The organism is Vibrio sp. 2304 (assembly GCF_033339475.1).
Taxonomy (GTDB): Bacteria; Pseudomonadota; Gammaproteobacteria; order Enterobacterales; family Vibrionaceae; genus Vibrio; species Vibrio alginolyticus.
This window is the reverse complement of the sequence record NZ_JAWOUQ010000005.1, coordinates 57435-83525: the sequence shown is the minus strand read 5'-3', so window position 1 is coordinate 83525 and position 26091 is coordinate 57435. Positions and strand designations below refer to the sequence as shown.

The following is a 26091-nucleotide window of genomic DNA, read 5'->3' as shown; positions in this document are numbered from 1 at the left end:
GGTAAACCGCAACAATTAAGGAATAGTCAATGGACATTATTCTTGGTGTAGTGATGTTTACTCTGATCGTACTAGCACTAGTACTAGTGATTCTTTTCGCTAAGTCTAAGCTTGTACCAACAGGTGACATTACAATTTCTGTGAACGATGACCCTTCTCTGGCGATCGTTACACAACCAGGTGGTAAGCTACTGAGTGCTCTAGCAGGTGCTGGCGTATTCGTATCTTCTGCTTGTGGTGGCGGTGGCTCATGTGGTCAGTGTCGCGTAAAAGTTAAATCAGGTGGTGGCGACATCCTACCAACCGAGCTTGACCATATTACTAAAGGTGAAGCGCGTGAAGGTGAGCGTCTAGCGTGTCAGGTTGCAATGAAAACTGACATGGATATCGAGCTTCCTGAAGAAATCTTCGGCGTTAAGAAGTGGGAATGTACTGTTATCTCTAACGATAACAAAGCGACATTCATCAAAGAGCTTAAGCTACAAATTCCAGATGGCGAATCAGTACCTTTCCGTGCTGGTGGTTACATCCAGATTGAAGCTCCTGCTCACCACGTGAAATACGCAGACTACGATATTCCTGAGGAATACCGTGAAGACTGGGAGAAGTTCAACCTTTTCCGTTACGAGTCTAAAGTTAATGAAGAGACCATTCGTGCATACTCTATGGCTAACTACCCAGAAGAGCACGGTATCATCATGCTTAACGTTCGTATCGCAACTCCGCCGCCGAACAACCCAGACGTACCACCAGGCATCATGTCTTCGTACATCTGGTCTCTAAAAGAAGGCGACAAGTGTACTATTTCTGGTCCATTTGGTGAGTTCTTTGCGAAAGATACAGATGCAGAAATGGTATTCGTTGGTGGTGGTGCTGGTATGGCTCCAATGCGCTCACACATCTTCGACCAACTTAAGCGTCTGCACTCTAAGCGTAAGATGTCTTTCTGGTACGGCGCACGTTCTAAGCGTGAAATGTTCTACGTAGAAGACTTCGATATGCTACAAGCTGAGAATGACAACTTCGTATGGCACTGTGCACTGTCTGATCCACTTCCAGAAGATAACTGGGATGGTTACACTGGCTTTATTCACAACGTTCTTTACGAGAACTACCTACGTGATCACGAAGCGCCAGAAGACTGTGAATACTACATGTGTGGTCCACCTATGATGAACGCTGCTGTAATCGGCATGCTAAAAGATCTAGGTGTAGAGGATGAAAACATCCTACTAGATGACTTCGGTGGTTAATTCCTCCAAGTGATTGAATCTATGGCTAGCTCTCCAAGAGAGCTAGCCATTATTTTTTATAGACATAAAACTGATACTCAACAGTTGATATAGGTAATCGGATTGAAAGGATTGATCCTATTTCCCATATCAATTCAACAACATTGGGAGTTAACAAGTGAAAAAGTGGCTTGTTGCATTTGCTTCTCTATTGATTTTGGCTGGCTGTGAGCAGCCTGCCGATCAAATTCATTTAAGTGGCCCTACCATGGGGACTTCTTACAACATCAAGTATATCGAGCAAGATGGTATTCCAACGCCAAAAGCGATGCAGACAGAAATTGATCGCTTATTGGAAGAGGTTAATGACCAAATGTCGACCTATCGTGACGACTCAGAGTTAAGTCGTTTTAATCAGCATCAAACGAGCGAGCCATTTACAGTTTCGACACAAACTGCAACGGTAGTGAAAGAAGCAATTCGCCTTAACGGTCTTACTTTAGGTGCATTGGATGTGACGGTCGGCCCTCTAGTTAACCTGTGGGGGTTTGGTCCAGAAGCTCGTCCAGATGTAGTTCCAACCGATGAAGAACTCGCTGCTCGCAAAGCAAATACCGGTATTCACCACCTATCTGTTGATGGTAATACACTGTCCAAAGACCTTCCTAACTTGTACGTCGACCTATCGACGATTGCGAAAGGTTGGGGGGTTGACGTGGTTGCTGACTACCTTCAATCTGAAGGGGTACAGAACTTTATGGTCGAAGTTGGCGGTGAAATGCGTCTCAAAGGTGTCAATCGTGAAGGTGTGCCTTGGCGTATCGCAATTGAAAAACCGACCGTTGATGAACGTTCAATTCAAGAAATTATTGAACCAGGCGACATGGCAATTGCAACAAGTGGTGACTATCGTAATTACTTTGAGAGTAATGGTGTGAGATACTCTCATATTATTAATCCACGAACAGGCAAACCAATTCATCATAAAGTGGTGTCTGTAACGGTATTAGATAAATCGTCGATGACTGCTGATGGTCTTGCAACTGGTCTTATGGTGCTAGGTGAAGACAAAGGCATGGCAATTGCGAACGAAAATAATATTCCTGTTTTCATGATTGTGAAAACGGAAGATGGTTTTAAAGAGTTGGCTTCGGAAGCATACAAGCCATTCATGAAGAAATAACAACAGAAGTGAGCATGTTTTTATGAATACATTTCTAATTACCTTTGCTGTGTTTGTCGCGGTAATCACTGCAATGGCTGTCGGATACATTTTCCAAAAGAAAGTCGTGAAAGGTAGCTGTGGTGGCTTAGGGGCAGTTGGCATCGAAAAAGTGTGTAATTGTCCAGAACCCTGCGATGCGCGTAAAAAACGTGAAGCGCGCGAGGCTGCGCGTGCTGAGAAATTGGCGGCGTGGGAAAAAGATAGAATTGCTTAGTATTGGTTAATCGTACTAAGAAAGTGATAAAGCTCAGCGTTCTGCTGAGCTTTATTTTTAGGCAGCTAACCAAAGCTCAGATGTCCGAGAAAGAGCCCAATACCGTGTTTTGTTGTTTCTTTCTCTCATGTTACAGAGCAAGACCACACTGATAGTCATTAGGACGAAGAAATGATTTGGTTACGTCCGTTCTCTTTGGCCATGTAAAGTCGCTCATCCGCCACTTTTATTTGTTGTTCCAGCTCCCCCTCGATGTTGCTTACACCAATACTCGCGGTCACAAGAATGTTTTTGTCCAAATAAGTTATTGGCGTTTTTTCTATGCGCTGTCTCATTTGTTCTAAGCGTGTTAGAAAGCCGTCATAGTCGCCACTGGCTTGAATACAAAACTCCTCGCCACCAAGCCTAACGACAATATCATTTGGAAAATAGATTTTTAGAATATTCGCTATCATGACTAACACTGCATCGCCGCCCTCATGTCCGTGTGTATCATTTACTTGCTTAAAGAAATCGATATCAAGCATCGCGATGTTTCTTTGAGCGTTTTCTACATGGGGTTGCTCAAACAGAAAGCGGCGGTTCCATAAGCCCGTTAGCGCATCTTGATTTGCCATTTTAAACAGTTCAGATGTTGCGTCTTTGATATCTAACAGTTGGTGAATACGGCAAAAAAATTCTTCTTGATTAAATGGCTTGTATAAAAAGTCATTGGCCCCTGCTTTTAGAAACCTAGCCGTCATGGTCTTAGAGTTACTACCCGACAAGCCGAGAATGGCTAATTGATTTTTATCCCACTTCCGACGTAATTCACGCACCATAGTAATGCCATCTTTAACGGGCATATCATGGTCGGTTAAAACGAGAGTGATATCTGGATTTTGCTCGACAAGCTCTAGGGCTTTTTGCCCATTGTCAGCTTCCAACGTCTGAATATATTGATGCTCCAAAAGTTGGGCAATGTGTCTTCTTACGGTGTGTGAATCATCAACGACTAAACATTTGTGTTGTTGATTGTTGGTTAGTCGCTTGAGGAGTGGTAATAGATAGGAAACGGACGCCATGCTGTCTTTCAAAATATAGTCGAGGACACCTTTTGCAAGCATCTTTTCGCGAGTGTCTTCTTGAAATCGAGCCGTTAAAACAATGACACGATGACCATGTTCCAAAACGAGGTCAATAATCTCGCCATCTTGAGCATCCGGTAAACAATAGTCTAAAACCGCACAGAAGAGGTCCTGTGCTGAAGATAACAAGTTCTTTGCCTCCGCGTAGCTTTCCGCTGCGATGACCTCATAACCAGCTTGGCTTATTGTTTGGCAAAGAAAGTTTTTAAATGCACGACTATCTTCAACAACCAGAATCTTATTACTCAAGCGCAGTCCCCAAAATTAATTGTTTAAAATCAATGATAACTAAAATTAAACTTATCGCCATCAAAAAACACATGTCAACCAAAAGTAGAACAACTACTCAAATGTTTGACACGCATCCGTTAACATCACATCATTATTCCTGTCTTAGTTATATAATTATGTTTAGCTAACGTAGGGAGAAAGTAGTATGGAAATGCATCAACATGGTATGGCTGAGCTATTTCAACAACTGGGCCTCGGTAGCTCTCCTCAAGAAATGAAAGATTTTATTAATCAACATCGACACAAAAGAGATTCTGCGCCTTTACATGAAGCTAGCTTTTGGACGATGTCACAGGCGAACTTTCTAAAACAAGCCATCGAAGAAGATGCAGATTGGGCCGAATTAGTCGATCAATTGGACGTAATGCTTCGAGATTGACGTTCGCTTAAACACGCCCATTTCTCTTCAGGTAGATTTGATTTATACTGTTTTTTTGAACAGTGCTTTGATGGCTATGTCAGATCGAATTAGAAAAATTATTCATGTCGATATGGATTGTTTTTATGCTGCCGTAGAGATGAGAGATAACCCCAGTTACCGTGGCATTGCACTCGCTGTTGGCGGACATGAAAAGCAGCGTGGAGTGATTAGCACCTGTAATTATGATGCGCGTAAATATGGTGTTCGCAGTGCAATGTCAACGGCGCGCGCGTTGCAACTCTGTCCTCATTTGTTGGTTGTGCCCGGTAGAATGCATGTATATAAGCAAGTCTCTCAGCAGATTCGTGCTATTTTTGAGCGTTATACGCCTATCATTGAACCTCTCTCATTGGATGAAGCATACCTCGATGTCACGGACTCGACAGCTTGCCGTGGCTCCGCTACGTTGATCGCAGAGTCAATTCGCCGCGATATCTGGAGTGAACTTGGGTTGACGGCATCGGCGGGCATTGCTCCGATAAAGTTTCTTGCCAAGGTCGCGTCAGACATGAACAAGCCCAACGGTCAGTTTGTGATTCCGCCAGAGAAAGTCCAAGAGGTTATCGATAGTCTTCCGCTAGAGAACATTCCTGGTGTGGGGAAGGTGAGTCTTGAGAAGCTCCACCAAGCCGGTTTTTATCGATGTGAGGACATTAAAAACAGTGACTATCGAGAGTTGTTGAGGCAGTTTGGTCGTCAGGGTGCCTCCTTATGGCAGCGAAGCCATGGAATTGATAATCGAGAAGTCGTTGTTGAGCGCGAGAGAAAGTCCGTCGGTGTGGAAAGGACATTCAGCCAGAACATCGCAACCTATGATGAATGTTGGCAAGTGATTGAGGAGAAACTTTATCCTGAACTCGAGAAACGTTTAGAGCGTGCAAGCCCAGATAAGTCGATTATTAAACAAGGTATTAAAGTCAAATTTGCCGACTTTCAACTGACAACAATTGAGCACATCCATCCGCAATTAGAGCTTGAGGACTTCAAGATCTTGCTAAGAGATATTCTTAAACGCCAAAATGGACGGGAAATTCGCCTTTTAGGCTTGAACGTGATGCTCAAGCCCGAATACCAAGCGCGTCAATTGAGCTTTTTTTAGGCCCTTACCGTTTCTACCTGCGTTAATACCTGCTCAAAACTTACATTTGCCATTGCACCATAACCTGCTAGCTTTGAGGCTTTTAGCTGGCTAATCAAAGGAGTGCTGATTCCGCACAAGAAGCGAGCAACGGCATCATTACTGATGGCCGATGGGGAAAGCTGAATAAACTCCCGCGCCCATATCGATACTTGAGATTGTTCAATATCTTCAGGTTCTGGTGCTGTGAATGTGGCGACGTGACCACGACACACGGAGCAGTGACCACATTGCTTTGGTGCATCGTGATCCGCAAAGTAGTTCGCCAATTGTGAGCTCAAACAGTGCTCGGACTGGAACAAGTGCAGCATGGTGTGGATTCTTTCGATATCTTTGCTTTCTTTGGATTGGAACAGTTCATACAGTTGTTGGATTAAAACATCCGAGCTCTGTTTGGTTGGCATAACTGAGTACACGTCCGTCAGTTGTTTGCTCTCTAGTTCTATCCAGCCGTTCTGGTGAAAATAGTCGAGCGCTGCGACAACTCGGCTGCGTTCCGATTGATAGTTCATCCATAGCGCTTCTAGATCAACTTGGCACCACACTTTGGCTTTTTGTGAGCAGGAAAAAATAGCCTCCACAAATTGACGTCGCTCGCCTTGAAATTGATTCACAATAAATTGCTGATCGTGCAAAAACTTAAACCGATATTCCGCAAAGTAACTGTACTTTGCTTCAATGACGTTATGTAGCTCCAAATAAACCAACAAGGTTTTGAGTGGCAATTGGCGGATATTACTTTCACGCGACAAACGCAGTGGCACTACCTCCCATTGTGGAGCATGTTCTTTCGCTTGCTCGACTACATAGTTAATTGACGTAAATTCTGGTGTGTCACCATAGACAAAATTCTCCAACACCGTTAGGCCGGACGTATTGCCTAGCAGAATGCACTCCGAGCGTTGCCCGTCCCTGCCTGCACGTCCAATCTCTTGTGCGTAGTTCTCGATTGATTTGGGTAAGTCGAAGTGAATGACGCGTCGAATATCAGATTTATCGACCCCCATACCAAATGCAATCGTTGCAACAATACAGTCAATTTGGCCATCCATGAACTGCTGTTGGATTTGTTCACGAACGTCGCTTTTCATGCCAGCGTGGTATGCGTGAGCGTTAATGCCAATATGGATTAATGACTTTGCTACTCGTTCTGCTGTTTGCTGCTGCGTCACGTATACGATGGTCGGAAGCTTAGGTGAAGAGGCGATGATCTCACTGAGCTGTTCTTGTTTCTTTGTTTCCTCACACGGGATCACCGAGATATCCAGATTAGAGCGGTAGAAGCCTGTAACGGTAATATGTTCACTGGAAATATCGAACTTTTTTTGCATGTCTTCAATAACTGCAGGCGTTGCCGTTGCGGTGAGAAGTAAAGACTGTGGGATGTTCAGTTCACGTTGATATTGCGGTAGTTTGAGATAATCTGGACGAAAGTTATGCCCCCATTCGGAAATACAGTGCGCTTCATCAATGACCATCAAAGAAATCGGTACTTGGCGAATGAATTCACGAAAACGCTCATTTTTTAGTCGCTCAACAGAAATCATCAAGGTTTTGATTTGTCCATTCTTCACGCCAGCCATGACCTGTTGTGCTTCTTCTCTACTTTGACTGCTATCGATAGAAGCGGCCGCGATTCCTTTACTTTGTAAAAAGCTCAGTTGATCCTTCATTAACGCCAACAACGGAGAGATCACCAACGTAAGGTTGGGTAATATGGTTGCAGGTAGTTGATAACAGAGTGACTTCCCCGAGCCTGTAGGAAAGATTGCCGCAGCAGAGTAACCATTCATAACGGCTTCAATAACGGGTTGCTGACCTTGGCGTAATGAGTCAAAACCAAATACAGATTGAAGTGTTTGATGCAGCGAGTCACTTTGCATAATAGGGAAACCTTTCTTTGATGGTAAACTTGGCTACATTAACACACCCCGAGTACTAAACGCGCGTCCTAAAAGTATGAACAAAGCTGACTTAGTCCAAATTATCATCCAACATCTGGAAGAAAAACTTCAAGTTGCCCATTCATCGGCTCAGCGAGCTATCGATGCCGCCACAGATGAAGAAACTGTTCCCGAGCACAAGTACGATACATTGGCACTTGAAGCCGCGTATCTTGCTCATGGACAAGCCATGCGAATTCAAGATAGTGAAGAGGAGTTGCGTCAATATCGTTCTCTAGTGACTCGTAACTTTAAGAATGCGCCTGTTGGTGTTGGTGCTTACGTTGTTCTCGCAGATGAGAATTTGATCGAAAAGCACTTCTTTGTAGGCCCTTGCTCTGGTGGTTTGACTGTTCAATATCAGACTCTGGAAGTCTTTGTCTTAACAGCCAAATCTCCTCTGGGTCGAGCGTTGTTCGGAAAAGAAGAAGGTGATGAGGTTGACGTGAAAATAGGAGATAAAACAACTTGTTACGAAGTCGTGACGATTTGCTGACATCTCATGTATCACTCAGTGTTATGTTTAACACGAGTAATGTTAAATAAAAGAGAATGACATGAAAAAGCTTTTTACACTCTCATTGCTGATGGTCAGTGCTACTGGTTATGCAGCGCAGTGTCGTGTGGACATCAATAATGAAGTCCGTATGGATGGGCAAAGCTTGGAAATTCGCCAAACGACAGGTGATAAAGCTGTCGTGGATGAGGATAACAACCTCTTCATCAAAGGTGAGCTAATTGAACTCAATGCCGACCAAAAAGCGGCAATTGAAGACTATCGCGAAAAAATGAACGCGTATATTCCACAAGCAAAGCAATTGGCGAGTGATGGTTTAGCGCTTGCGAATGATATTATTGATGATGTTGCGGAAAGCCTCGATGCACCTGGTGCGTTTGATAATGTAAAAGTCGCAGTAAAGGACTTTTTCGCTGATGTTGAATCACGTTACTACAAAGATGGTGATTTCATCCTGCCTGCGGAGAGTTTTGAGTCTATGACACAAGGGTGGACTGAAGACTTTGCAAAAGCACAAGAGATCTTCAATAAAGAGTTTTTAGCCAGTTCGTTGGATGCTTTATCGAAAAAAATGAAGGAAGAGGGAGGGATAAACCTCACTGCATTATCAGAGAGTATGGCTGAACTCAGCGCGAAAGTAGAAGAGCGTTTAGCCGAGCATTCGAAAGAGGTAGAACAACAAGCAGAAGACTTGTGCGATTCGCTGGATGACATGGCAGGGCAAGAAAACGATCTGTTGAAGAAAATCCCTGAGCTAAAAGATTACCGAGTATTTACGATTTAATTACTCATTAAAAAGTAAAAAAACTCAATGAGATAAAGAAAGAGAGCACGATTGTGCTCTCTTTTCGTTTTTACATACTTGAATAAGTAATGGAAACAAGACGATATTTGCGTTTTACTCGCTTGTTCTTTGATAGCTTATTGCGTATTCATCTCGGTGAGTTTATCGCCGACAGGTTTTGAGAAGTTAAAACCATCATGCTGATCCCAGTTGATAGACCATGTCATTACTCCTGCATAATTCGGGTAATTGAACGCTGGCTTGACGGTGCCACATGAAGTGCCTTTGGTTAAACAATCTAGTGCGCTGATAATATTCTGTGTCGGAGCCTGCCCTGAATTTGCCGAGCTAGGACCTGAAGGTAAGCCGATTGCGACTTGATCATCACGTAGTGGTGCAAACTGAGTGCCGTCGGCCAATTCAAAGCCTTCGATAAGCATTTTAGATTGCGCTACCATCATATCCACAGAGCCTTCTGGTGCACTGCCTGGCAGGTATGGGTTTGGCAAACCGCCGTTGTTATATAACTGGACGTGAAGCAAGTCGAGCGTGCTGCGTGTCTCGTTTATCACAGGAATGTAAGCTCCCCAAATACCGCTGTAAGCCACATAGCCGCCTTGAACATAAGGGTGCTCAGGCGCCATGGTTAGGTACATATCGCCACCCATGTTTTGCTCTATTTGAAGCAAAGCACGACCAAGGCGAGCTTGAATTTGCGAGCCATGAACTAAGTTAGAACCACTCTCTAAATCCACATCTAGACCATCAAAGCCCCACTCAGCGATAAGACCTGTTAGGCTAGAGACAAAGTTGGCTTCATCTTGGTCGGTATTCAGCGTAATCGTGCCTTCTGCGCCGCCAAGAGAGAGAACAAACTTCTTACCTTTAGCTTGAAGCGCTGCCATGTCCTGTTTGAATTGTGTTGGATCGAGTGCTGGACAATCGCTGTAAATATCGCCTGAATATAGATTAAAGTGCACGGTGCCATCACTGTTGCGATCATTTTCAGCAAAGGCAATATCAATCACATCCCAAGCATCAGCCATATCCGCTAGACGAATTGGACAGCCCGCTCCATTTACAAAATTGTGCCAGTAACCGATGAGTTTATGGCGTTTATCTACTTGCTCAACCACCGTTATTGCTGCGGCGTCAGACAATGCATTGCTTCCTGACAAATCCACAGCTTGGGCGCTAACTGTAAAGTTACCAAGTGCAGTTGGTGTCCAGTTGGCTGTGTAAGGTGCCGTGGTATCGGTTGCAACAATAGAGCCGTTGATCATGAAATCAACGTGTTTAATGCCTGAAGTTAAAGACGTTGCATCGGCGCTTAATGCGAGGCTTTTGCCTAATCCGGCGGTCTGACCGCTGCTTGGTGAAGTCAGAGAGACGACCAAATCTTTATCGCTGACTTCCACACCAACCAGGGACTCTGACGTGTTGTTATCATTATCGGTTGCGACGGCTTTAAGCTGGTTAGCGCCAATAAGTGTGGCGTTCCAAGTAACGGAATATGGCGCTTGAGTGGTGACCCCTAAGCTGGTGTTGTTCGCAAAAAACTCAACTTGCGTGACTGTGCCATCAGCATCGCTTGCGTTTGCCGTGATTTCGTTATTGCTGCCAGCGAGCACGACTTGTCCATCCGTTGGTGCCGTAATGGTAACTTGCGGTGGTGTCGAACAAGCACCTAGGCCACTCCAAGCATCTTGCCAGTATAGCCCTTCACCAGGCTCGTAAGCCCATGTCGCATCCGAGGAGCACCAACCAGCAACATCACAACGATATTTTTGGTTGAAGTGAGAAACCAGGTCGCCAGCTTGATAACTTGTGCCTGCCACATAAGGTACTGCATCTGCACATCCGCCCGTTCCGGTTTCTGAATTACTAATAACCAGCGCTACTTCTTGGCTCATCGTTGCGAGGTTTGTATCATCAGTCGCTTGTGCTTTGAACGAGTATGTACCTGGACTCGCGGTCCATTGATATTCGTAAGGTGCGCTAGTATCAATGGCGACAGATTGATTGTTTACGAAGAACTCAACTTGTGTGACCACACCATCAATATCGTCAGCTTGAGCGGCTACGGTTAGGTTATCGCCTACATTAAGCACTTCTGTGCCTACTGGGCTTGTCAATGAAATGCTTGGTGGCGGTAATTCGACTTGTGGTTGAACTTGGATAGAAATCGTCGTGGTGCTAACAGCTCCCTCATTATCGGTCGCAATTGCGGTCAATTGCGAGATCCCTTCAATAGCTGTCCAAGAAGCTTCGAATGGTGCTTGAGTTACCACAGCAACGGTTTGGTTGCCTGCAACAAACTCAATTTGTGTGATTTGGCCATCTTCGTCAGCTGCGTTGGCTAACAAAGTGATCGCACTGCCTTCGGGAATTTGTGCGTTGTTTATTGGAGAGGAGAACGACACCGTTGGTGATAAGTTGTTGCTTCCACCATCGCATTGCCCTAACGCTTTCCATGCTTCCCAAGATCCTGAGTTGGTCACGGGGTCATTGCCTTGCGTCCAATATGCAGCCTCATAAGCGGCTCCTTGCGTTTTTACTAAAGCGCCCGATGTATAAGTCGCAGTGCTGTCCCAGTCGGGTAGACTTTGACAGTTATAGGCTTGAGCTTGGTAGCTGGCGCTGAGTGCTACAATCATCGCTCCGTAAAGTAGGGTGACCTTCATTTTCCTCTCCTTGAATCATGGGTATAAATGAGAACAGAGTAATAACTAGCTGATAAATAGACATTAGGGGGAAAAAGCGAAGCACAATATTCTGCTTTTCGACACAGTATCACGAGGAACAGTTCGTCCCTTACACCAGAGCTCATTATTTTTCGGCTCACTTCACGGCAGAAGGATTGGTAAAATTCAGCCACGTGAAACGAGTAACAGTCACGAGGCTTTTGAGCGATGAATATGAGATGTACGTTAAAATTTACAAGCTGAATGACTATAAATTATTTCAACTGTCGAGGATTTAACCGAGGTACTCTTGTTGAATAGTGAATATTGCTATAGTGTACTAGTTAGCTAGTTCAATGATATTTTTGTGTGAGTAGTATGACACAGCAAACCTCTTCTCAGCCTCGCGAGCATTTTGGCTCTCGTCTCGGGTTCATCTTAGCTGCCGCAGGTGCCGCAGTTGGCCTTGGCAATATTTGGGGCTTCCCAACTCAAGCAGCCAGTAATGGTGGCGGTGCTTTCCTGTTAGTTTATTTGGTGATGATTCTTATCGTCGCATTTCCGATGCTGGTGGTTGAAATGGCGATTGGTCGCCATGGTCAAGCCAACCCTGTAGATAGTATGCGTGCAATCACAGATAACCCTACCGGTAAAAAGCTCGGCGGTATTGTGGGTTGGATTGGTCTAAGCGTACCAAGCGCTGTCTTAGCGTTTTATTCAATTGTTGGTGGTTGGTTGATCTGCTTTTTACTAGGTGCAATCACAGATCTAATGGGGTTAGAAGCAGCAACTCAATGGCTAAAGGGCTTTAGTGTTGAACGTAACTTGTTCGGAACCATTACTTTTTATGTACTGACGATTCTCATCGTACAAGGTGGCGTAAAACAAGGTATTGAGAAGTGGTCCACACGTTTGATGCCAGCATTGTTTGTTTTGTTTGCTCTACTGTTTGCTTACATCATGACGCAAAACGGTGCGATGGAAGGTCTGAAACATTACCTAGTGCCGGATTTTGAAAAGGTATGGGACCGCAAGTTGATTCTTGCTGCAATGGGACAGGGCTTCTTCTCGCTTACGATCGGTGGCTGCTCAATGTTGATTTACGGATCTTACTTGAGTAAGAAAGAAAACCTACCAAAGATGGCGATGAACGTGACCATGGTAGATACTGCCGTTGCTTTCATTGCAGGGTTAGTGGTGATGCCAGCGATGTTTGTAGCAATGCAAAAAGGCGTTCAAATCTACGCAGAAGATGGCTCTCTCTTAAGCTCAGATACGTTAGTGTTTACGGTATTGCCACTAATGTTTGATAGTTTAGGTTTGCTTGGTCAACTATTCTCTATTGTATTCTTCTTATTGCTGACGATTGCGGCGCTAACGTCCTCCATTTCAATGTTAGAGTGTCCAGTGGCTTTAGTGAGTGAGCGTTTCAACACCAAGCGTAGCGCAACGAGCTGGGTTTTAGGTGGTCTCATTGCCTTGTTCAGTGTGGTGATTGTTTATAACTTTGGCGCTCTGTTTGGTATGGTCGCGACGGTTGCTACTCAGTATCTACAACCAACCGCTGCGCTCTTATTCTGCTTATTTGGTGGTTGGGTATGGAATCGCAACTCAAAAATCAAAGAGCTTGAGCAAGGTTGCCCGGAGTTTACGCAAGGTTGGTTTGGTAAGTTATGGCCTGCGTATGTGAAGTTTGTATGTCCAATTCTTGTGGCGACAGTCATCTGGGCTTCATTTGGCTAACCGAGACGTCTATCGAATAAAAGAAAAGGGCTTGATGGTAACTCATCAAGCCCTTTTTCATATTGGTTATTCTCGTTTCGGTTATCCGCCAAGCATGGTGTGGATTAACGGAATTGTCCTGCTTCTGGAAGAAAGTCAAAACCAGCAGAAGCCAGTTTTGTCTCCAGTGCTGTGCGCTCGATATCGAAGAAAGCCACCAGTTTGTCCAGATCACCTCCGAAGTCATCGCGTAGCTTCATATTCACAATGCTCATCAGCATGACAGGGTCCATGGATTCAAAGTTCGCTAGATTCATTACTTATCCTCAAAATCTGAAATCAGTAGGTTTGCCGCAGCAAATGCCGCTTTTTCACGCACTTCTTTAGGCAGAGACTCATCCGCCGCAACATCGTTCAGTGCTTTAACTGCACATGAAATTGCTTGGGGAATATAAGCTTGATCGCCACTACCAATCTGAGCATAAAGCTCACGAACCAGTTCACAACAGCCGTATACTTGCATGTTTTCTTTCCACTAAATGATAACTTATCTCAATATACACACAGCGGATTTGAAACTCAAAGTACAGAGTTGTTTTGGCTCAAGTTGAAGGTTTGCTTGAGCGAGATTTAATCACTGCATTTGTGCTTCTAACTGCTGAGTGACTTCTGGTGAAAGTTGAAGTTGTTTCGCTAGTTCTTGCAGATACGCTTTTTCCATAAAGTTTTGTTCATCAGCGACGATCAAAGACGCCAGGTAAATTTCTGACGCTTGTTGAGGAGAGGTCGCCTGATTAGCAATTTCAGCAGGATCAAGCGGTTTGTTTAACTCTTGCTGAACGAGGTGACGAACGTGCTCATCTGCGCCCATATCCGCGAGAGCTTGTTCAATGCGCGCCATTTCCTCTTCATCAACGTGACCATCAGCTTTTGCAGCTCCAATCATTGCTTTTAAAATTAAGACACTGTGTTTACTGTCATCGGGGTCAAAGGTTTCTTGAACACCTTGACCGGATTGCTTGGCTTGCCAGTCGTTATACACTTTGTAGGCCAAGGCTCCAAGCGCAGCTGCGCCACCGACTTTTAATGCGCTTGACGCTACTTTTTTAGTCATTTTTTTACTTTTCTTTGAGCCCATCAGCATACCGATGAGGCCTCCGCCTACAGCACCTGCTCCTAGCGTTTTTAGGCTACTTGAATTTGATGAGGATTTGATGTTGTTGGTTTGTTTGCCCAATGCATCTGCACCTTGCTTAAGTAAGTCTGATTTGAGTGCTTGGTTTAGAAGACTTTTTAAATCCATAACTGACCTCCTTTAGATGATGAAATCAGTTTAATAGCAAGAAGCTGAACCAAAGATTAACAAAGTGAATAGTTCGAAAAAGGTGGAGGGAGGATGTTGAGCTGTAATAAAAAAGGGCTGACCGAAGCCAACCCTTTTTAACTATTTGAAATTACTTCAAATGAGAACTCGTCGAGTGCTTACTTTAGTTGAGCTTTTACGTGCTCAACAATGTCAGTCATTGCGACTGCTGTTTTCTCACCAGTAGCACGGTTCTTGTATTCGAAGTTGCCTTCTTTCATTGAGCGGTCACCGATAATAATGGTATGCGGTACACCAATAAGCTCCATGTCAGAGAACATTACGCCTGGGCGTTCTTTACGGTCGTCAAATAGCACTTCGATGCCCATTGCCGTTAGCTCAGCGTACAATTTCTCAGCGGCTTCTTTCACTTCTTCTGACTTGTGCATGTTCATTGGAACGATCGCTACCTGGAATGGTGCGATTGCATCTGGCCAGATGATGCCGTATTTGTCGTGGTTTTGTTCAATAGCAGCTGCTACTACGCGAGTGATACCGATACCGTAACAACCCATTTCTAGGATGACGTTCTTACCATCAGGACCCAGTACACCACAGTTCATCGCTGCGGAGTAAGCGTTACCTAGTTGGAAGATATGGCCAACTTCGATACCACGCTTAAGCTGGATAATGCCCTTGCCACATGGGCTTGGGTCACCTTCCACAACGTTACGTAGGTCTTCAACTTGACCAAGCTCTACATCACGACCCCAGTTAATACCGAAGTAGTGTTTGCCATCGATGTTCGCGCCCGCACCGAAGTCGTTCATTACCGCAACGCTGCGGTCAACAATGAACGGCAGTTTAAGGCCAACAGGGCCTAGTGAACCAGGGCCTGCACCGATAAGCTCACGAATTTCTTCTTCAGATGCCATTTCCAGTGGAGCTGCAACCTGAGGAAGGTTTTCTGCTTTCACTTCGTTCAGTTCATGATCACCACGAATAATAAGCGCGATGATTGGCGCATCAACTTCGTCAGATGCTTTCACAAACAGTGTTTTCACTGTTTTTTCAATTGGTAGTTCGAACTGCTCAACCAATTCAGCGATTGTTTTCGCGTTTGGCGTATCAACCAACGTCATTTCTTGTGTTGGTGCCGCAGCCTCAGAGGCTGGAGCTAGTGCTTCTGCTTTTTCAATGTTTGCCGCGTAATCTGACTCGCTAGAAAATGCGATGATATCTTCGCCGCTTTCAGCCAGTACGTGGAACTCTTGAGAGCCGCTACCACCGATAGCACCGCTATCTGCAAGTACAGGACGGTAATCCAGACCCATGCGATCGAATGCTTTACAGTAAGCATCGTGCATTGCGTCGTATGACTTTTGTAGGCCGTCTTTATCAATGTCAAAGCTGTACGCATCCATCATTGAGAATTCACGTGAACGCATTACACCGAAGCGTGGACGACGTTCGTCACGAAATTTAGTTTGGATTTGGTACAGGTTTAGCGGAAGCTGTTTGTAAGAGCTCACTTCATTGCGAACAAGGCTAGTGATCACTTCTTCAGCGGTTGGGCTAAGTACAAACGGACGAACATGACGGTCAGTAAAGCGAAGTAGCTCAGGGCCCATCTTTTCGCTGCGGCCTGTCTCTTCCCATAGTTCAAACGGCTGAACAACGGGCATCAAAGTTTCGACTGCGCCTGCATTGTCGATTTCTTGACGAACGATGTTTTCGACTTTACGCAGTACACGTAGACCAGTAGGTAGCCAGGTGTATAAACCTGAAGCCAGCTTACGGATCATACCTGCACGTAGCATGAGCTGGTGGCTCACTACTTCTGCGTCGTTTGGAGTCTCCTTCAGAGTAGAAAGAAGATAATTACTGGTACGCATTAAATTTATCCGTTTATTTAAGTTAGATACTCAAGCTTGAATAAGCAGGAGTATGGGAGTTCCCTAAAGGGAAATTTGTTAGCCGTCTATAATATCAGCCAATTGCGTTTGTCAAAAGCTTTCAATAGCGGTAACCGTTATTAAGTTGCTTGTTGCTGTGAACTTTACGTTCAAGTCGAACAAATTTACCGCATATTCTTTGTCGTCCGGCTTGTTTTTCTTATATGCAGGGCGAGGATCTTGTGCCAGAACTTGTTCAATGACTGATCTTACATAGTCAGTATCGGATCGATTTTCTATCGTTGCTAATGCTTGAGCAGAAAAGGTGACTTGTGACTTTTCTGGCTCTTGGTCTGCGTATCCGCCTTGTGCTTCCGAAATAGAATCCGAATAGGGGATATAAGGCTTAATATCCACAATCGGTGTCCCATCCACGAGATCTACACTGCCTAAATCAAGATAGATTTGATCGCCTTGCTTAGTGACTCCTTTCACTTCAACGGCTGACATTCCGATTCCGTTTGGACGGAAAGTCGAGCGCGAGGCAAAGACACCAATTCGTTCATTGCCGCCTAATCGTGGCGGACGTACAGTTGGTTTCCAACCAGCTTCCAGATTCTGATCAAATAGAAACAACAACCAAACGTGAGAGAACTGTTCTAGCCCACGCACTGCTTCAGGGCTATTTGCTGCACCTAACAGTTTTACGCGTGCTTTAGCCTCTGGTACTAAGCGTGGTTGGCGCGGAACTGCAAACTTTTCTTTGTACGGTGTCTCAATGACGCCGATGGGTTCGATGGAATACATGGTGGACATCTTTAAGAATTCATTGAGATGAAAAGTATCACAAATTTCTCTTGCTTTTCTTGTTGATAATGATTATTAATTAAAATGTTATAACATAACAATTTAATTGAAAGGAAAAGTATTATGAAACCAGGAATCCACCCTGAATATCGTCCTGTGGTGTTCCACGACACCAGTGTAGATAAGTACTTTGTCGTTGGTTCTACGTTGAAAACGGAGAGAACCATCGAATGGAAAGATGGCAAAACTTACCCTTACTTTACGTTAGATGTGTCGTCAGCTTCTCACCCGTACTACACCGGTAAACAGCGCGTTGTACAAACCGAAGGTCGCATTGCGAACTTCAACCGTCGTTTTGGTCAATTTAAGAGCGAAAAGGAATAAATCATGAAGGTAGTAAAATCATTAAAAAGTGCAAAAAGTCGTCATCCGGATTGCCAGATTGTAAAACGGAGAGGGCGTCTTTATGTCATTTGTAAAACGAACCCGAGATTCAAAGCTGTGCAAAAGTAATCAACCTGCATATATCTAACTTATGGTTTTGTTTAATTGATAATGTTGAGTTAATTATCTTACATGGATGAAATATCTACATTTTTATTCAATGTTGGTTATAAATGCCTCTGTTCGTCACAGTTTGTAACATTTAGGGCTTTTATTTGACCTTCTACTCAAGTACCCTTCGCACGCTTTTTGACATTTTTGTCACATTTGCATAGGAATAAAAACAAGGAGGGAACAGATGAGTTCATCTGATTCAATTAAACAAAACTCGCCTAAGAAGCCGCTGTTTACGCGCTTTTTGGATACTGTCGAATATTTGGGGAACTTATTACCCCACCCGATCACACTATTTGCCATTTTCTGTTTAGCCATTCTGGTGATGTCGGGTATTGCAGGATACTTCGAAGTTTCCGTAGTTGATCCTCGTCCTGAGGGTGCAAAAGGTCGTGCCGCGGATGGCATGATTCATGTCGTTAGCTTGCTTAACGCTGATGGCCTTGAACTAATCGTTACCAATCTAGTGAAAAACTTTGTCGGCTTTGCACCTTTGGGTACGGTATTGGTTGCGATGTTGGGTGTTGCTATTGCTGAATACTCAGGCTTGCTATCTGCAGCAATGCGTGGCTTAGTCATGGGTGCATCACAACGCATGGTAACAGTGACGGTCGTTTTCGCGGGTATCATTTCAAATACGGCATCAGAGCTTGGCTATGTGGTACTTATTCCACTGGCTGCAATGCTGTTCCATTCTTTAGGTCGTCACCCACTTGCCGGTCTTGCTGCGGCGTTCGCTGGTGTATCTGGTGGTTACTCAGCAAACCTACTTATTGGTACGGTTGACCCGCTGTTGTCAGGCATTACTGAAACGGCGGCGCAAATGATTGACCCAACTTACACTGTTGGTCCAGAAGTTAACTGGTACTTCATGTTTGTGTCGACATTCTTCATTGCAATCACAGGTGCGTTTGTTACTGAAAAAATTGTTGAGCCAAAGCTTGGCAAATACAGTGAAGAAGAAGCCTCAGAAGATTTGTCGAACGACAAAATGGGTGGCTTAACAGACATTGAGAAGAAAGGCCTAAAACTAGCAGGTGTTGCTGTACTGGTTGTTTCAGCGCTGCTTGCTTGGACGGTTGTTCCAGAAGACGGCATTCTACGTTCTGATGCAGGTACAATTGCAGGTTCACCATTCCTGAAAAGTATCGTGGCATTCATCTTTGTGTTCTTTGCTATTCCAGGCTTTGTGTTTGGTAAAGTTGTTGGCACGATGAAGACGGATCGCGATGTAATTGATGCAATGGCGAAATCTATGTCTTCTATGGGCATGTACATTGTATTAGTTTTCTTTGCGGCTCAGTTCGTTGCTTTCTTTAAATGGACTAACTTCGGTCAGGTATTCGCGGTTGCTGGCGCTAGCTTCCTGCAAGAAATTGGCTTAACTGGCCCAATGTTGTTCTTTGCCTTCATCCTGATGTGTGGCTTTATCAACCTAATGATTGGTTCGGCATCGGCACAGTGGGCAGTAACGGCTCCGATTTTTGTTCCTATGTTGATGCTTGTTGGTTATGCACCGGAAACGATTCAGGCTGCTTACCGAATTGGTGACTCGACGACAAACATCATTACTCCAATGATGAGCTACTTTGGTTTGATTCTTGCCGTAGCGACTCGTTACATGAAGAACTTAGGTATCGGTACGCTGATCGCGACCATGCTACCTTACTCAATCTGCTTCATTGTAGGTTGGAGTGTGCTGTTCTACCTATGGGTATTCGTATTTGGTTTACCAGTAGGCCCTGGCGCAGCAACATACTACACACCGTAGAAAACGGTTACCTCACACAGCTCCATTATAAAAAGCCTGCGAACGTCGCAGGCTTTTTTATCGATTGAGACTGTGTACGCAGGCTTACCTGATTATAGATGTCGGTTTATAGCTGAAAACGCATCAACAAAGGGCGATAAAAGTGCTGAGTGAGCCAGCATAAGCTTTTCCAAATTATGCGTTTGTACCAAGGTAAGTGCGCAATATAAACATAGCTAAATTCAATTTCTGGCCGGGCTTTTCTGTTGCGTTTAAAAGCCGGAGCACCTGAGCTCATATTAAAGCGACGCTGGTATATCATGGCATGGCGGATGGTATAGGCCGATATTCGACGATACAATGCGAGGCGTTGTGGCTTATTGGTATCGTAGCCAAAAATTGGGCAAGTCATATCATTATCAATTTCTACAATGCCTAACGTAGCCAGCATCTCTTCTTGATAAAACAGTCCCACTAAATGTACTAATTTGTTCTGGCTCGCCTGTTTTAAATATTGACTTGAAAACTGGATGTTATTGATGCTGTATTTATTAAGGTAAAGCATGTCATATAACTCTTTGGCGCGCTGAAATTCTTCATCAGTGGTCAGTGGCCTAAACTGCCAATCTTTATCATTAAGCAGTTTGAAGTCTTTCGTTAAATCTCGGTTGAAGCTGAACGCTTGCCAATCATCAAGTAAATACACTTGTCGTGTTACCAAGCTTTGCCATTTTGGCTGCTTCAATCGCTGAATTAAGTGTAAATGCTGACGCTGGTTGAGGGAGCGAAGCACCAAGGGAAAGGTGGGGTATTGATCGAGTGCGACGCGACGCAGTTCATCGAGATTTAAGGCTGCCCATTGTTCGCTATACATATTGGTGGACAAGCACTGATTGTTGAGCGTTTGGACTTGATCCAATCCAGCCAATGATAAGATTGGTTTAGTCATATTAATAAGTAACTTACATACCCATCGAACAGCCACATTTTTGACTTTGTGAAGCTCTTCTTCGGCGTAGCCACTAAGCAGTGTCATAGGGGAGACTGCATAACAGTTGTTTGGTATTTTTGGTGTTACGGAGTAAGGAATGGCAACATCATCGATATAGTAGCAACCAAAGCTTGCTGTGCATTCATCAATAGGATTTGACTGCATAAGAGTGATAAAGGTTTGATGCCATTCTTGAGAGGAAAGTGTCATGAGTTCAATGCCTCTCCATTCCACTCAATATCAACGGTAGAAGCGTCGCTCCACTTCGTCTTGTTCTGCCTAGCTAACCGGAGTAATTCAAACATACTCCGGATTTGGCTCCCGACCGGTAAGTTATGCTGTTGCATCACATTCACTCCAGACCACCAATCTTGCCAAGTTCGAGCCTTGAACAGGGATAACCCGCCTGCAGCGATGAGTGTTATTGGACCTAAATGATGCAATCGCTGCTTGGAAGGACTGGTAAACTCCATATTAGGAAGCAGTTGGTTGCATCGAGACGAGAGTAGGTGCAAACCACTGGTGGCTCTTGGGTTACATTCAATCACGTAGAGTTCATCTTGTGATTTGATGAAGTCAAACGACACTTGCCCATGATAAGTATGACGTTTACCAAAAGCGGCGATAAATCTATCTAGTCGTTTGCATGAGATCGGCTGAAAAGCACTGGCGGCCGAGCTGTTTACACAGTATTTCGGTACATAAGCTTGGTGTGCTTTAAGTTCACCATGTTCAAAAATTGCATAGTTACACACCGGAGTCCCTTGGATTTTTTGTTGCTGAACCCAAGGGAAAAGGGGCGATATCGTGGCGGCAGAAATAGACTGAGTCGTCACATCTCTTATGACTTGCCCGCCAAACCGAGAGTAAACTGGCTTTAGAACGGTTCTCTTATTAATTTCAACCTCACTTTTATCAGCGACCAAACGAGTTTTGGGAAGTGTAATTTCTGGCAAATCTTGAAGCTGTTCAAAGACGGTCAACTTGTTGTGCAGGGCATTGAGTAGTCCTACATTGGGCAGAAAAAAATCTACTTCTGGGCATTGTTTGGCAACATGAGCCAAGTAATACACTTCTTCACAAGTGGGTATCACCATATCAATACGCATCTGAGTAATGATTTTTAGGATCTGCTGTTGATAGGTGGGAAACGCAAATCGAGGCGAAGCGGTGGGGATATAAGACTCGATACCTCGCAAAAACGATCCTAGAGTTTTTTTTAGCGAATCGGTGAGAATTACGTCATGTCCATGATGCATACACATGGTTGCCCACTCTAGTGCAACTGGTGCTCGGGCTCCGGTGATTAAGACCCGCATATGTTCACCACACGTCGTTGTTTATTCATTGGCGTCCAAATAGGCGCAGGGCGGTAACTAAATCTGACAGGATCAAGCCGCAATTGGTCAAACAACTTTATCAAGGCTTGATGTATAACCCGATGGTGGTGAACATCCGCTTCAATTTGAATGGCTTGTGACCCTGTTTGGGTGATTCGGTAATCCACGCGACTTTGGGCGGATAGTGTTATAGCGCGGTAGATGAGATCTGGTAACACCGTCACTGGGACGTGGTTTGCGTTTAGCGTGAGGCGATCACCACATCGTCCGGCAATCGCGCCAAGAGGTTCAAATACGCCATTATCCTGTTTATTCTCAATAATATCGTCGAGCTGATAACGAATAATGGGCTGAGTTTTACGACGAAAATCGGTGATAATTGGGCTGTAATGAGTACGTTCGGTATTCAGCCAATGTTTTTCGATGTAAACAACATCTTGATTCCAGCGCATTTGTCCATGCTGATCAGTACATGCAAGAAAACCTTCGGTACATTGATAGACTTCATGGAGTTCGCTGTCGAACCGTTGAGAGATAAAGTGACGGTCACTCTCAGTTAGGACTTCTGCACCAGAAATGATCCGCTGTGGTTGAATTGCGGGTTGACCAAATTGACCGCTGAACTGGGCGCAGAGCTGAAGAGCTTGCGCACTACCAACCAAAAGCGTGGGTTGGAACTCATCCAACTCTTTTATCCATTCTTGGTAAGGTTTAGTTAAATCCGCATAAAAGAATGTGACAGGGCCTTTCGCGACGGATTTATACAGTGGGCTGTTGGCGCGCAAGGCTAGCGCAATTCGGTGCTTTTGCCATAGGTTGGGCAACAGGCGAGCCAATATATTGCCAGCCCACAGTTGCGTTTCCTGTTTGTCAGCAAGAAACAACCCGCGCATGCCTGATGTGCCCGAAGAAAGCCCAACAGTAACATCGCCAACTTTTGAAGCGGCGAAGTTGCGTGACTGTTCTGCTTCGAGTGCTTGTTGCATTAGCTGTTCAGCATCTAAGCCTTTCGTATTCAACTCCGAGAGGTTCTCCATCATGGTTTGCTTATTCATGATAGGGAAATCACTAAGTACTGCACCTTGAAGTGAGCGGTAATACGGTGAATTACAGCATACCCAATCTAGGTGTTGCGTTAAATGTCGTTGCTGCCAAGCTTCGACTTGTTCCCTTGAACCGAAAGGGCGGTAGCGGGTTCGCCAGAATTCTGAGATAAGCGTTATCACTTCATCCACCCTTCTTTGATTAGCTGCTGGATAGTTTCCTGACAATGTGAAGGCACGAAGCGAACAAAGTGGTGGGTTTGTTGGTAGCAACTTCTCAACTCGGAGAGGGTGTTTTTATAGGCCTTTGTGTCATCGCAAAGCATGTTAGCCAGCCAATGCTGATCGATATTTTCACTCAAGCTCTCAATTAACCAACATGCATCGGCGAGTAAGAACATCCAATCTCGTTCTCTCTTAACTAATAGGCCCACTTGACCCGCAGCATGGCCTGGCAAGCTAACCATATAAATGAATCCGTCGTCGAACATGTCTTTACAGAGCAAATTAACACCTTGGCACTGAGGAAGAATTTGGCTGATTGGTACAGAAAAGTCACTATGAATGAATAATTTAGATTCAAGTTGTGGAGGAAGTAGAGCTTTTAGGTATCCTTTTCTTACGCCTCCAATTCGACCACTTTTAGTAATTGCATCCACCCCTTTTTGTTGGCAATGCAATTGAGAGTGGGAAAACTCAGACACGGCAGCAATGTGATCAGCATGGAAGTGGGAGAGTACTAAGTGTTCAATATCATGAGGTTTGAGACTTTCTTTTGCTAACTGCGCAACAATTCCGTGTTCTTTTTTATAGCGACAAGGTGTTGTCCAAGCATAAAAACGTTCAGGGAAGGGGCGAGTCGCGCTAAAAAAATGCTCGTGATATCCCGTGTCAAACAGGATGTTGCCTTGTGTTGGGTGCTGAATTAACGCAACGGCTGCCGGAAATGCTCTAGGCTTGATACCAGAACCTGGTTTGACAACAAAGCCTGGGTGTACGCAGTGTCCAGCCTCAAAGATTTTTATTTTTAGACCAGTTTGCATACTGCTGTATTCCTTCTTGAATTGAAAAAAGCGGTTGGTAATTCAGTGTTTGTTTCGCCTTGCTGATATCCAGAGTTTGATGATAGTTAAATAATCCTGCGCTGTATGAGGTGAGCCTTGGTTCTGGCTGATGTGGTAAGTGCCTTCGTATTTGCTCACTGAGCTTTAATAATGGTGATACCACACCGTATGGTAATGATTGTAACGTTACTTTTAGGTTTAACCCCTCACATAAAGCTTGCAGAACAGTCTCAATTGGCATTGGTTCGTTGTTGGAAATGTTGAACACATCACCATGCTGAAGTTGGCCTGCCTGAGTGCAAGCGAGCATCGCTGCATGGGCAACGTTGTCGACATAGGTCAGATCAACCACAGGATTTCTACCCGATGGCAGAAGCAGAGTGTTGTTTTTTATCGCCTTAAGCACTCTTGGGATAATCGCGCGATCATTGGGTCCAAAAATGCCACGCGGTCTTAAAATGATCGCTTTGCTTTGGCCTTTTACGGCTTCAATTTCCGATAGGTATTTTGTGTGTGCGTAATCATTACACCAGTATGAAGCTATGGCGTCGGTTTCTCGAATATTCCAACGGTCTTGATGGTCAAAGTAGACGCTGGTGGAGGAAATATGGATAAAACGCGAGATTTGATAGGTATTAGCCGCATTGACGAGGTTTTTGGTGGCATCTACATTGGCTTGATAAAACGCCTGCCACTTTCCCCATGGGCTTGAGAGAGCGGCACAATGGATGATTGCATCCATACCTTGGCATACCGCATGAACTGCTGAGTGGTCTCTTAAATCGACTATATGTGGGATAACATCGAATTGCTCGGCGAGTTGTTTAGCTATGACTGTATTTCGTGCTGTAAAGTGCAGTTCATGCTGCTGGTGAAACATTCTCAGAATTGCGCTACCCAACATCCCGCTGCCACCAGTGACCAATATCTTCATAGTTTTAGCACTCCCATCCCTAGTGACAACCCTGCGGCGGTGCCAGCTAATAACACATGTTTTCCTGCGGCTTCTGGCTGATTACGCAGCCAGTGTAAGTTAATTGGGAGTGAGGCGGCGACTTGGTTTCCCAAAGTCGAAAAGTGATTAACGGTTTTCTCTGTTGGTAGCCCGGTGAGTGAAGGCAGTTTTTTTAATCCATGCGCGCTGGCTTGATGAGGAAGAAAATAATCAATATCGCCGAGTGTTACCGGAGAGGCGTCAAAGCCTTTTTTTAGAAACGCTGGTAAGGCTTTACGCACATGTTTAAAGAGTGCTTTGCCCTCCATTTCAAACTGGCAACTTTTTAAATAGGCTTGATGCTCGGAGGTATGCGGATTGATATGACTACCTCCGCCCTTAATTTGACAAAATGAATACCCGGTATGATGCGTTTCAAAGTGACTGGTGAGCAATCCATCATCGTCGTGTTCTTCGAGCAAAAATGCGGCGGCACCGTCCGCGAATAAGGTTGCAACTTCTGGTTTGAGCGTAAAATTTCGATTCAGTGTGATGCCAGTGGCGAGTTCGCTGGTGACAATAAGAATCCGACGGTACCGTTTTGCTAAGAATAGACTCTGAGCAAGGTCAAGCGCAGAGAGAAAGGATAAACAGGTGCTGTTCAAATCAAAGCTTTCTAGCCATGTTGGAGCGTCTAACGCGGCGAGAACCGCTGAGGCGTCGTAGGGTAGAGACTGGTGGTGTGTGCCGCTAGCGTAGATAAGGAGATCAACGGAGCTTAAGGTATGTGTGTTTCCTAAACACTGCTCTATTGCCTGCACCGCCATGTAAATAGCGGTCTCTTTTGTATTGGCTACATGACGATATTCAACGTCGAATTTATTTCGGCAGGTCCCTGGCGCTAATTTTAGGAAGTGATCCATCTCTCGATCAGACCATTGATTCGTTGGCAGGTAGCTTCCACTGGAAACGATGTTAAAGCCCATTATTCTCTATACACTTATTAAAAACGTCGTTCAAAATAAACCACGTTGCATATTGAAGCTATGGTGAGCGAGATGAAAAATAAACAGAACAAAACAAATGGGAGTAAGAGCACGCTTTGGGT

The 26091-nt window shown here is 44.7% G+C and carries 25 protein-coding genes; 11 read left to right on the top strand and 14 right to left on the bottom strand.

Going from position 1 to position 26091, the window contains the following annotated elements; translation table 11 throughout:
• Positions 1-29: 29 nt before the first annotated feature.
• The 3 genes from nqrF (at position 30) to nqrM (ending at position 2671) form a co-directional block, all read left to right on the top strand.
• Complete coding sequence (gene nqrF / locus R7P64_RS11805) at positions 30-1253, top strand: NADH:ubiquinone reductase (Na(+)-transporting) subunit F (protein WP_005380271.1); 1224 nt, start codon at positions 30-32, stop codon at positions 1251-1253.
• 157 nt (positions 1254-1410) lie between these two features.
• On the top strand, positions 1411-2415 hold the full coding sequence (locus tag R7P64_RS11800; protein WP_005380272.1) for an FAD:protein FMN transferase: 1005 nt from the start codon (positions 1411-1413) through the stop codon (positions 2413-2415).
• Positions 2416-2437: 22 nt separating this feature from the next.
• Positions 2438-2671 carry a (Na+)-NQR maturation NqrM gene (gene nqrM / locus R7P64_RS11795; RefSeq protein ID WP_005380273.1) on the top strand — a complete coding sequence of 78 codons (234 nt, stop codon included), beginning with the start codon at positions 2438-2440 and terminating at the stop codon, positions 2669-2671.
• Positions 2672-2829: 158 nt separating this feature from the next.
• On the opposite strand, the gene R7P64_RS11790 is transcribed toward nqrM, so the two are convergent.
• On the bottom strand, positions 2830-4047 hold the full coding sequence (locus R7P64_RS11790; protein ID WP_318123550.1) for a response regulator: 1218 nt from the start codon (positions 4045-4047) through the stop codon (positions 2830-2832).
• A 187-nt stretch (positions 4048-4234) separates the two neighbouring features.
• On the opposite strand from R7P64_RS11790, the gene R7P64_RS11785 reads away from it, so the two are divergent.
• On the top strand, positions 4235-4468 hold the full coding sequence (locus R7P64_RS11785; protein ID WP_005380277.1) for a DUF2789 domain-containing protein: 234 nt from the start codon (positions 4235-4237) through the stop codon (positions 4466-4468).
• Between the two features lie 76 nt (positions 4469-4544).
• Positions 4545-5609 (top strand): DNA polymerase IV, encoded by a 1065-nt coding sequence (gene dinB / locus R7P64_RS11780; RefSeq protein WP_395229712.1) that lies wholly within the window; start codon positions 4545-4547, stop codon positions 5607-5609.
• On the opposite strand, the gene R7P64_RS11775 is transcribed toward dinB, so the two are convergent.
• Positions 5606-7531, bottom strand: coding sequence for a RecQ family ATP-dependent DNA helicase (locus tag R7P64_RS11775; RefSeq protein WP_318119075.1), 1926 nt, complete (start codon positions 7529-7531; stop codon positions 5606-5608). The genes dinB and R7P64_RS11775 overlap by 4 nt on opposite strands.
• Positions 7532-7607: 76 nt before the next feature.
• Here R7P64_RS11775 and R7P64_RS11770 point away from each other — a divergent pair, with 76 nt between their 5' ends.
• Together R7P64_RS11770 and R7P64_RS11765 are read left to right on the top strand one after the other, a co-directional pair.
• The gene (locus R7P64_RS11770) at positions 7608-8087 is read left to right on the top strand and encodes a GreA/GreB family elongation factor (RefSeq protein WP_005380280.1); all 480 of its coding nucleotides are present in this window, start codon (positions 7608-7610) and stop codon (positions 8085-8087) included.
• A 61-nt stretch (positions 8088-8148) separates the two neighbouring features.
• Positions 8149-8892: a YggN family protein gene (locus R7P64_RS11765; protein ID WP_005380283.1), complete on the top strand. Its 744-nt coding sequence runs from the start codon at positions 8149-8151 to the stop codon at positions 8890-8892.
• 137 nt (positions 8893-9029) lie between these two features.
• Here R7P64_RS11765 and R7P64_RS11760 read toward each other — a convergent pair whose 3' ends face one another.
• Entirely contained in the window at positions 9030-11576 is a 2547-nt protein-coding gene (locus tag R7P64_RS11760) for an Ig-like domain-containing protein (protein ID WP_256903030.1), read from the bottom strand.
• Between the two features lie 378 nt (positions 11577-11954).
• On the opposite strand from R7P64_RS11760, the gene R7P64_RS11755 reads away from it, so the two are divergent.
• Entirely contained in the window at positions 11955-13319 is a 1365-nt protein-coding gene (locus R7P64_RS11755) for a sodium-dependent transporter (protein WP_033905531.1), read from the top strand.
• A 104-nt stretch (positions 13320-13423) separates the two neighbouring features.
• Here the strand turns inward: R7P64_RS11755 and R7P64_RS11750 are convergent, their stop codons facing one another.
• From R7P64_RS11750 to tsaA, 5 genes are all read right to left on the bottom strand, one after another.
• Positions 13424-13615, bottom strand: a complete 192-nt coding sequence (locus R7P64_RS11750) for a DUF4250 domain-containing protein (protein WP_005380289.1) — start codon at positions 13613-13615, stop codon at positions 13424-13426.
• A complete protein-coding gene (locus tag R7P64_RS11745) occupies positions 13615-13821 on the bottom strand; it encodes a YaeP family protein (RefSeq protein WP_005391765.1) in 207 nt (68 codons plus the stop codon). Before R7P64_RS11745 ends, R7P64_RS11750 begins: the two co-directional genes overlap by 1 nt.
• 111 nt (positions 13822-13932) lie before the next feature.
• Positions 13933-14601, bottom strand: coding sequence for a tellurite resistance TerB family protein (locus R7P64_RS11740; RefSeq protein ID WP_213906528.1), 669 nt, complete (start codon positions 14599-14601; stop codon positions 13933-13935).
• Positions 14602-14780: 179 nt separating this feature from the next.
• The gene (locus tag R7P64_RS11735) at positions 14781-16496 is read right to left on the bottom strand and encodes a proline--tRNA ligase (RefSeq protein WP_213906529.1); all 1716 of its coding nucleotides are present in this window, start codon (positions 16494-16496) and stop codon (positions 14781-14783) included.
• Between the two features lie 111 nt (positions 16497-16607).
• Entirely contained in the window at positions 16608-17303 is a 696-nt protein-coding gene (tsaA, locus tag R7P64_RS11730; RefSeq protein ID WP_005380294.1) for a tRNA (N6-threonylcarbamoyladenosine(37)-N6)-methyltransferase TrmO, read from the bottom strand.
• Between the two features lie 123 nt (positions 17304-17426).
• Here tsaA and R7P64_RS11725 point away from each other — a divergent pair, with 123 nt between their 5' ends.
• The 3 genes from R7P64_RS11725 to R7P64_RS11715 all read left to right on the top strand — a co-directional run bounded on the left by R7P64_RS11725 (position 17427) and on the right by R7P64_RS11715 (position 19632).
• Positions 17427-17687, top strand: a complete 261-nt coding sequence (locus tag R7P64_RS11725) for a type B 50S ribosomal protein L31 (RefSeq protein WP_005380295.1) — start codon at positions 17427-17429, stop codon at positions 17685-17687.
• A gap of 3 nt (positions 17688-17690) precedes the next feature.
• On the top strand, positions 17691-17816 hold the full coding sequence (gene ykgO / locus R7P64_RS11720; RefSeq protein WP_005380299.1) for a type B 50S ribosomal protein L36: 126 nt from the start codon (positions 17691-17693) through the stop codon (positions 17814-17816).
• 229 nt (positions 17817-18045) lie between these two features.
• Complete coding sequence (locus R7P64_RS11715) at positions 18046-19632, top strand: AbgT family transporter (RefSeq protein ID WP_005380301.1); 1587 nt, start codon at positions 18046-18048, stop codon at positions 19630-19632.
• A gap of 106 nt (positions 19633-19738) precedes the next feature.
• Here the strand turns inward: R7P64_RS11715 and R7P64_RS11710 are convergent, their stop codons facing one another.
• From R7P64_RS11710 to R7P64_RS11685, 6 genes are read right to left on the bottom strand one after another with little or no spacing between them, the layout of a single operon-like run.
• On the bottom strand, positions 19739-20812 hold the full coding sequence (locus R7P64_RS11710) for a hypothetical protein (RefSeq protein ID WP_213973328.1): 1074 nt from the start codon (positions 20810-20812) through the stop codon (positions 19739-19741).
• The gene (locus R7P64_RS11705; protein ID WP_064368721.1) at positions 20809-21921 is read right to left on the bottom strand and encodes an ATP-grasp domain-containing protein; all 1113 of its coding nucleotides are present in this window, start codon (positions 21919-21921) and stop codon (positions 20809-20811) included. Before R7P64_RS11705 ends, R7P64_RS11710 begins: the two co-directional genes overlap by 4 nt.
• Positions 21909-23177 carry a F390 synthetase-related protein gene (locus R7P64_RS11700; protein ID WP_373921009.1) on the bottom strand — a complete coding sequence of 423 codons (1269 nt, stop codon included), beginning with the start codon at positions 23175-23177 and terminating at the stop codon, positions 21909-21911. Before R7P64_RS11700 ends, R7P64_RS11705 begins: the two co-directional genes overlap by 13 nt.
• Complete coding sequence (locus tag R7P64_RS11695) at positions 23165-24028, bottom strand: MBL fold metallo-hydrolase (RefSeq protein ID WP_064368720.1); 864 nt, start codon at positions 24026-24028, stop codon at positions 23165-23167. The genes R7P64_RS11700 and R7P64_RS11695 overlap by 13 nt, the downstream gene beginning before the upstream one ends.
• A complete protein-coding gene (locus R7P64_RS11690; protein ID WP_053349821.1) occupies positions 23997-24983 on the bottom strand; it encodes an NAD-dependent epimerase/dehydratase family protein in 987 nt (328 codons plus the stop codon). Before R7P64_RS11690 ends, R7P64_RS11695 begins: the two co-directional genes overlap by 32 nt.
• Positions 24980-25969 carry a ketoacyl-ACP synthase III gene (locus R7P64_RS11685; RefSeq protein WP_172797315.1) on the bottom strand — a complete coding sequence of 330 codons (990 nt, stop codon included), beginning with the start codon at positions 25967-25969 and terminating at the stop codon, positions 24980-24982. The genes R7P64_RS11690 and R7P64_RS11685 overlap by 4 nt, the downstream gene beginning before the upstream one ends.
• Between the last annotated feature and the right edge of the window lie 122 nt (positions 25970-26091).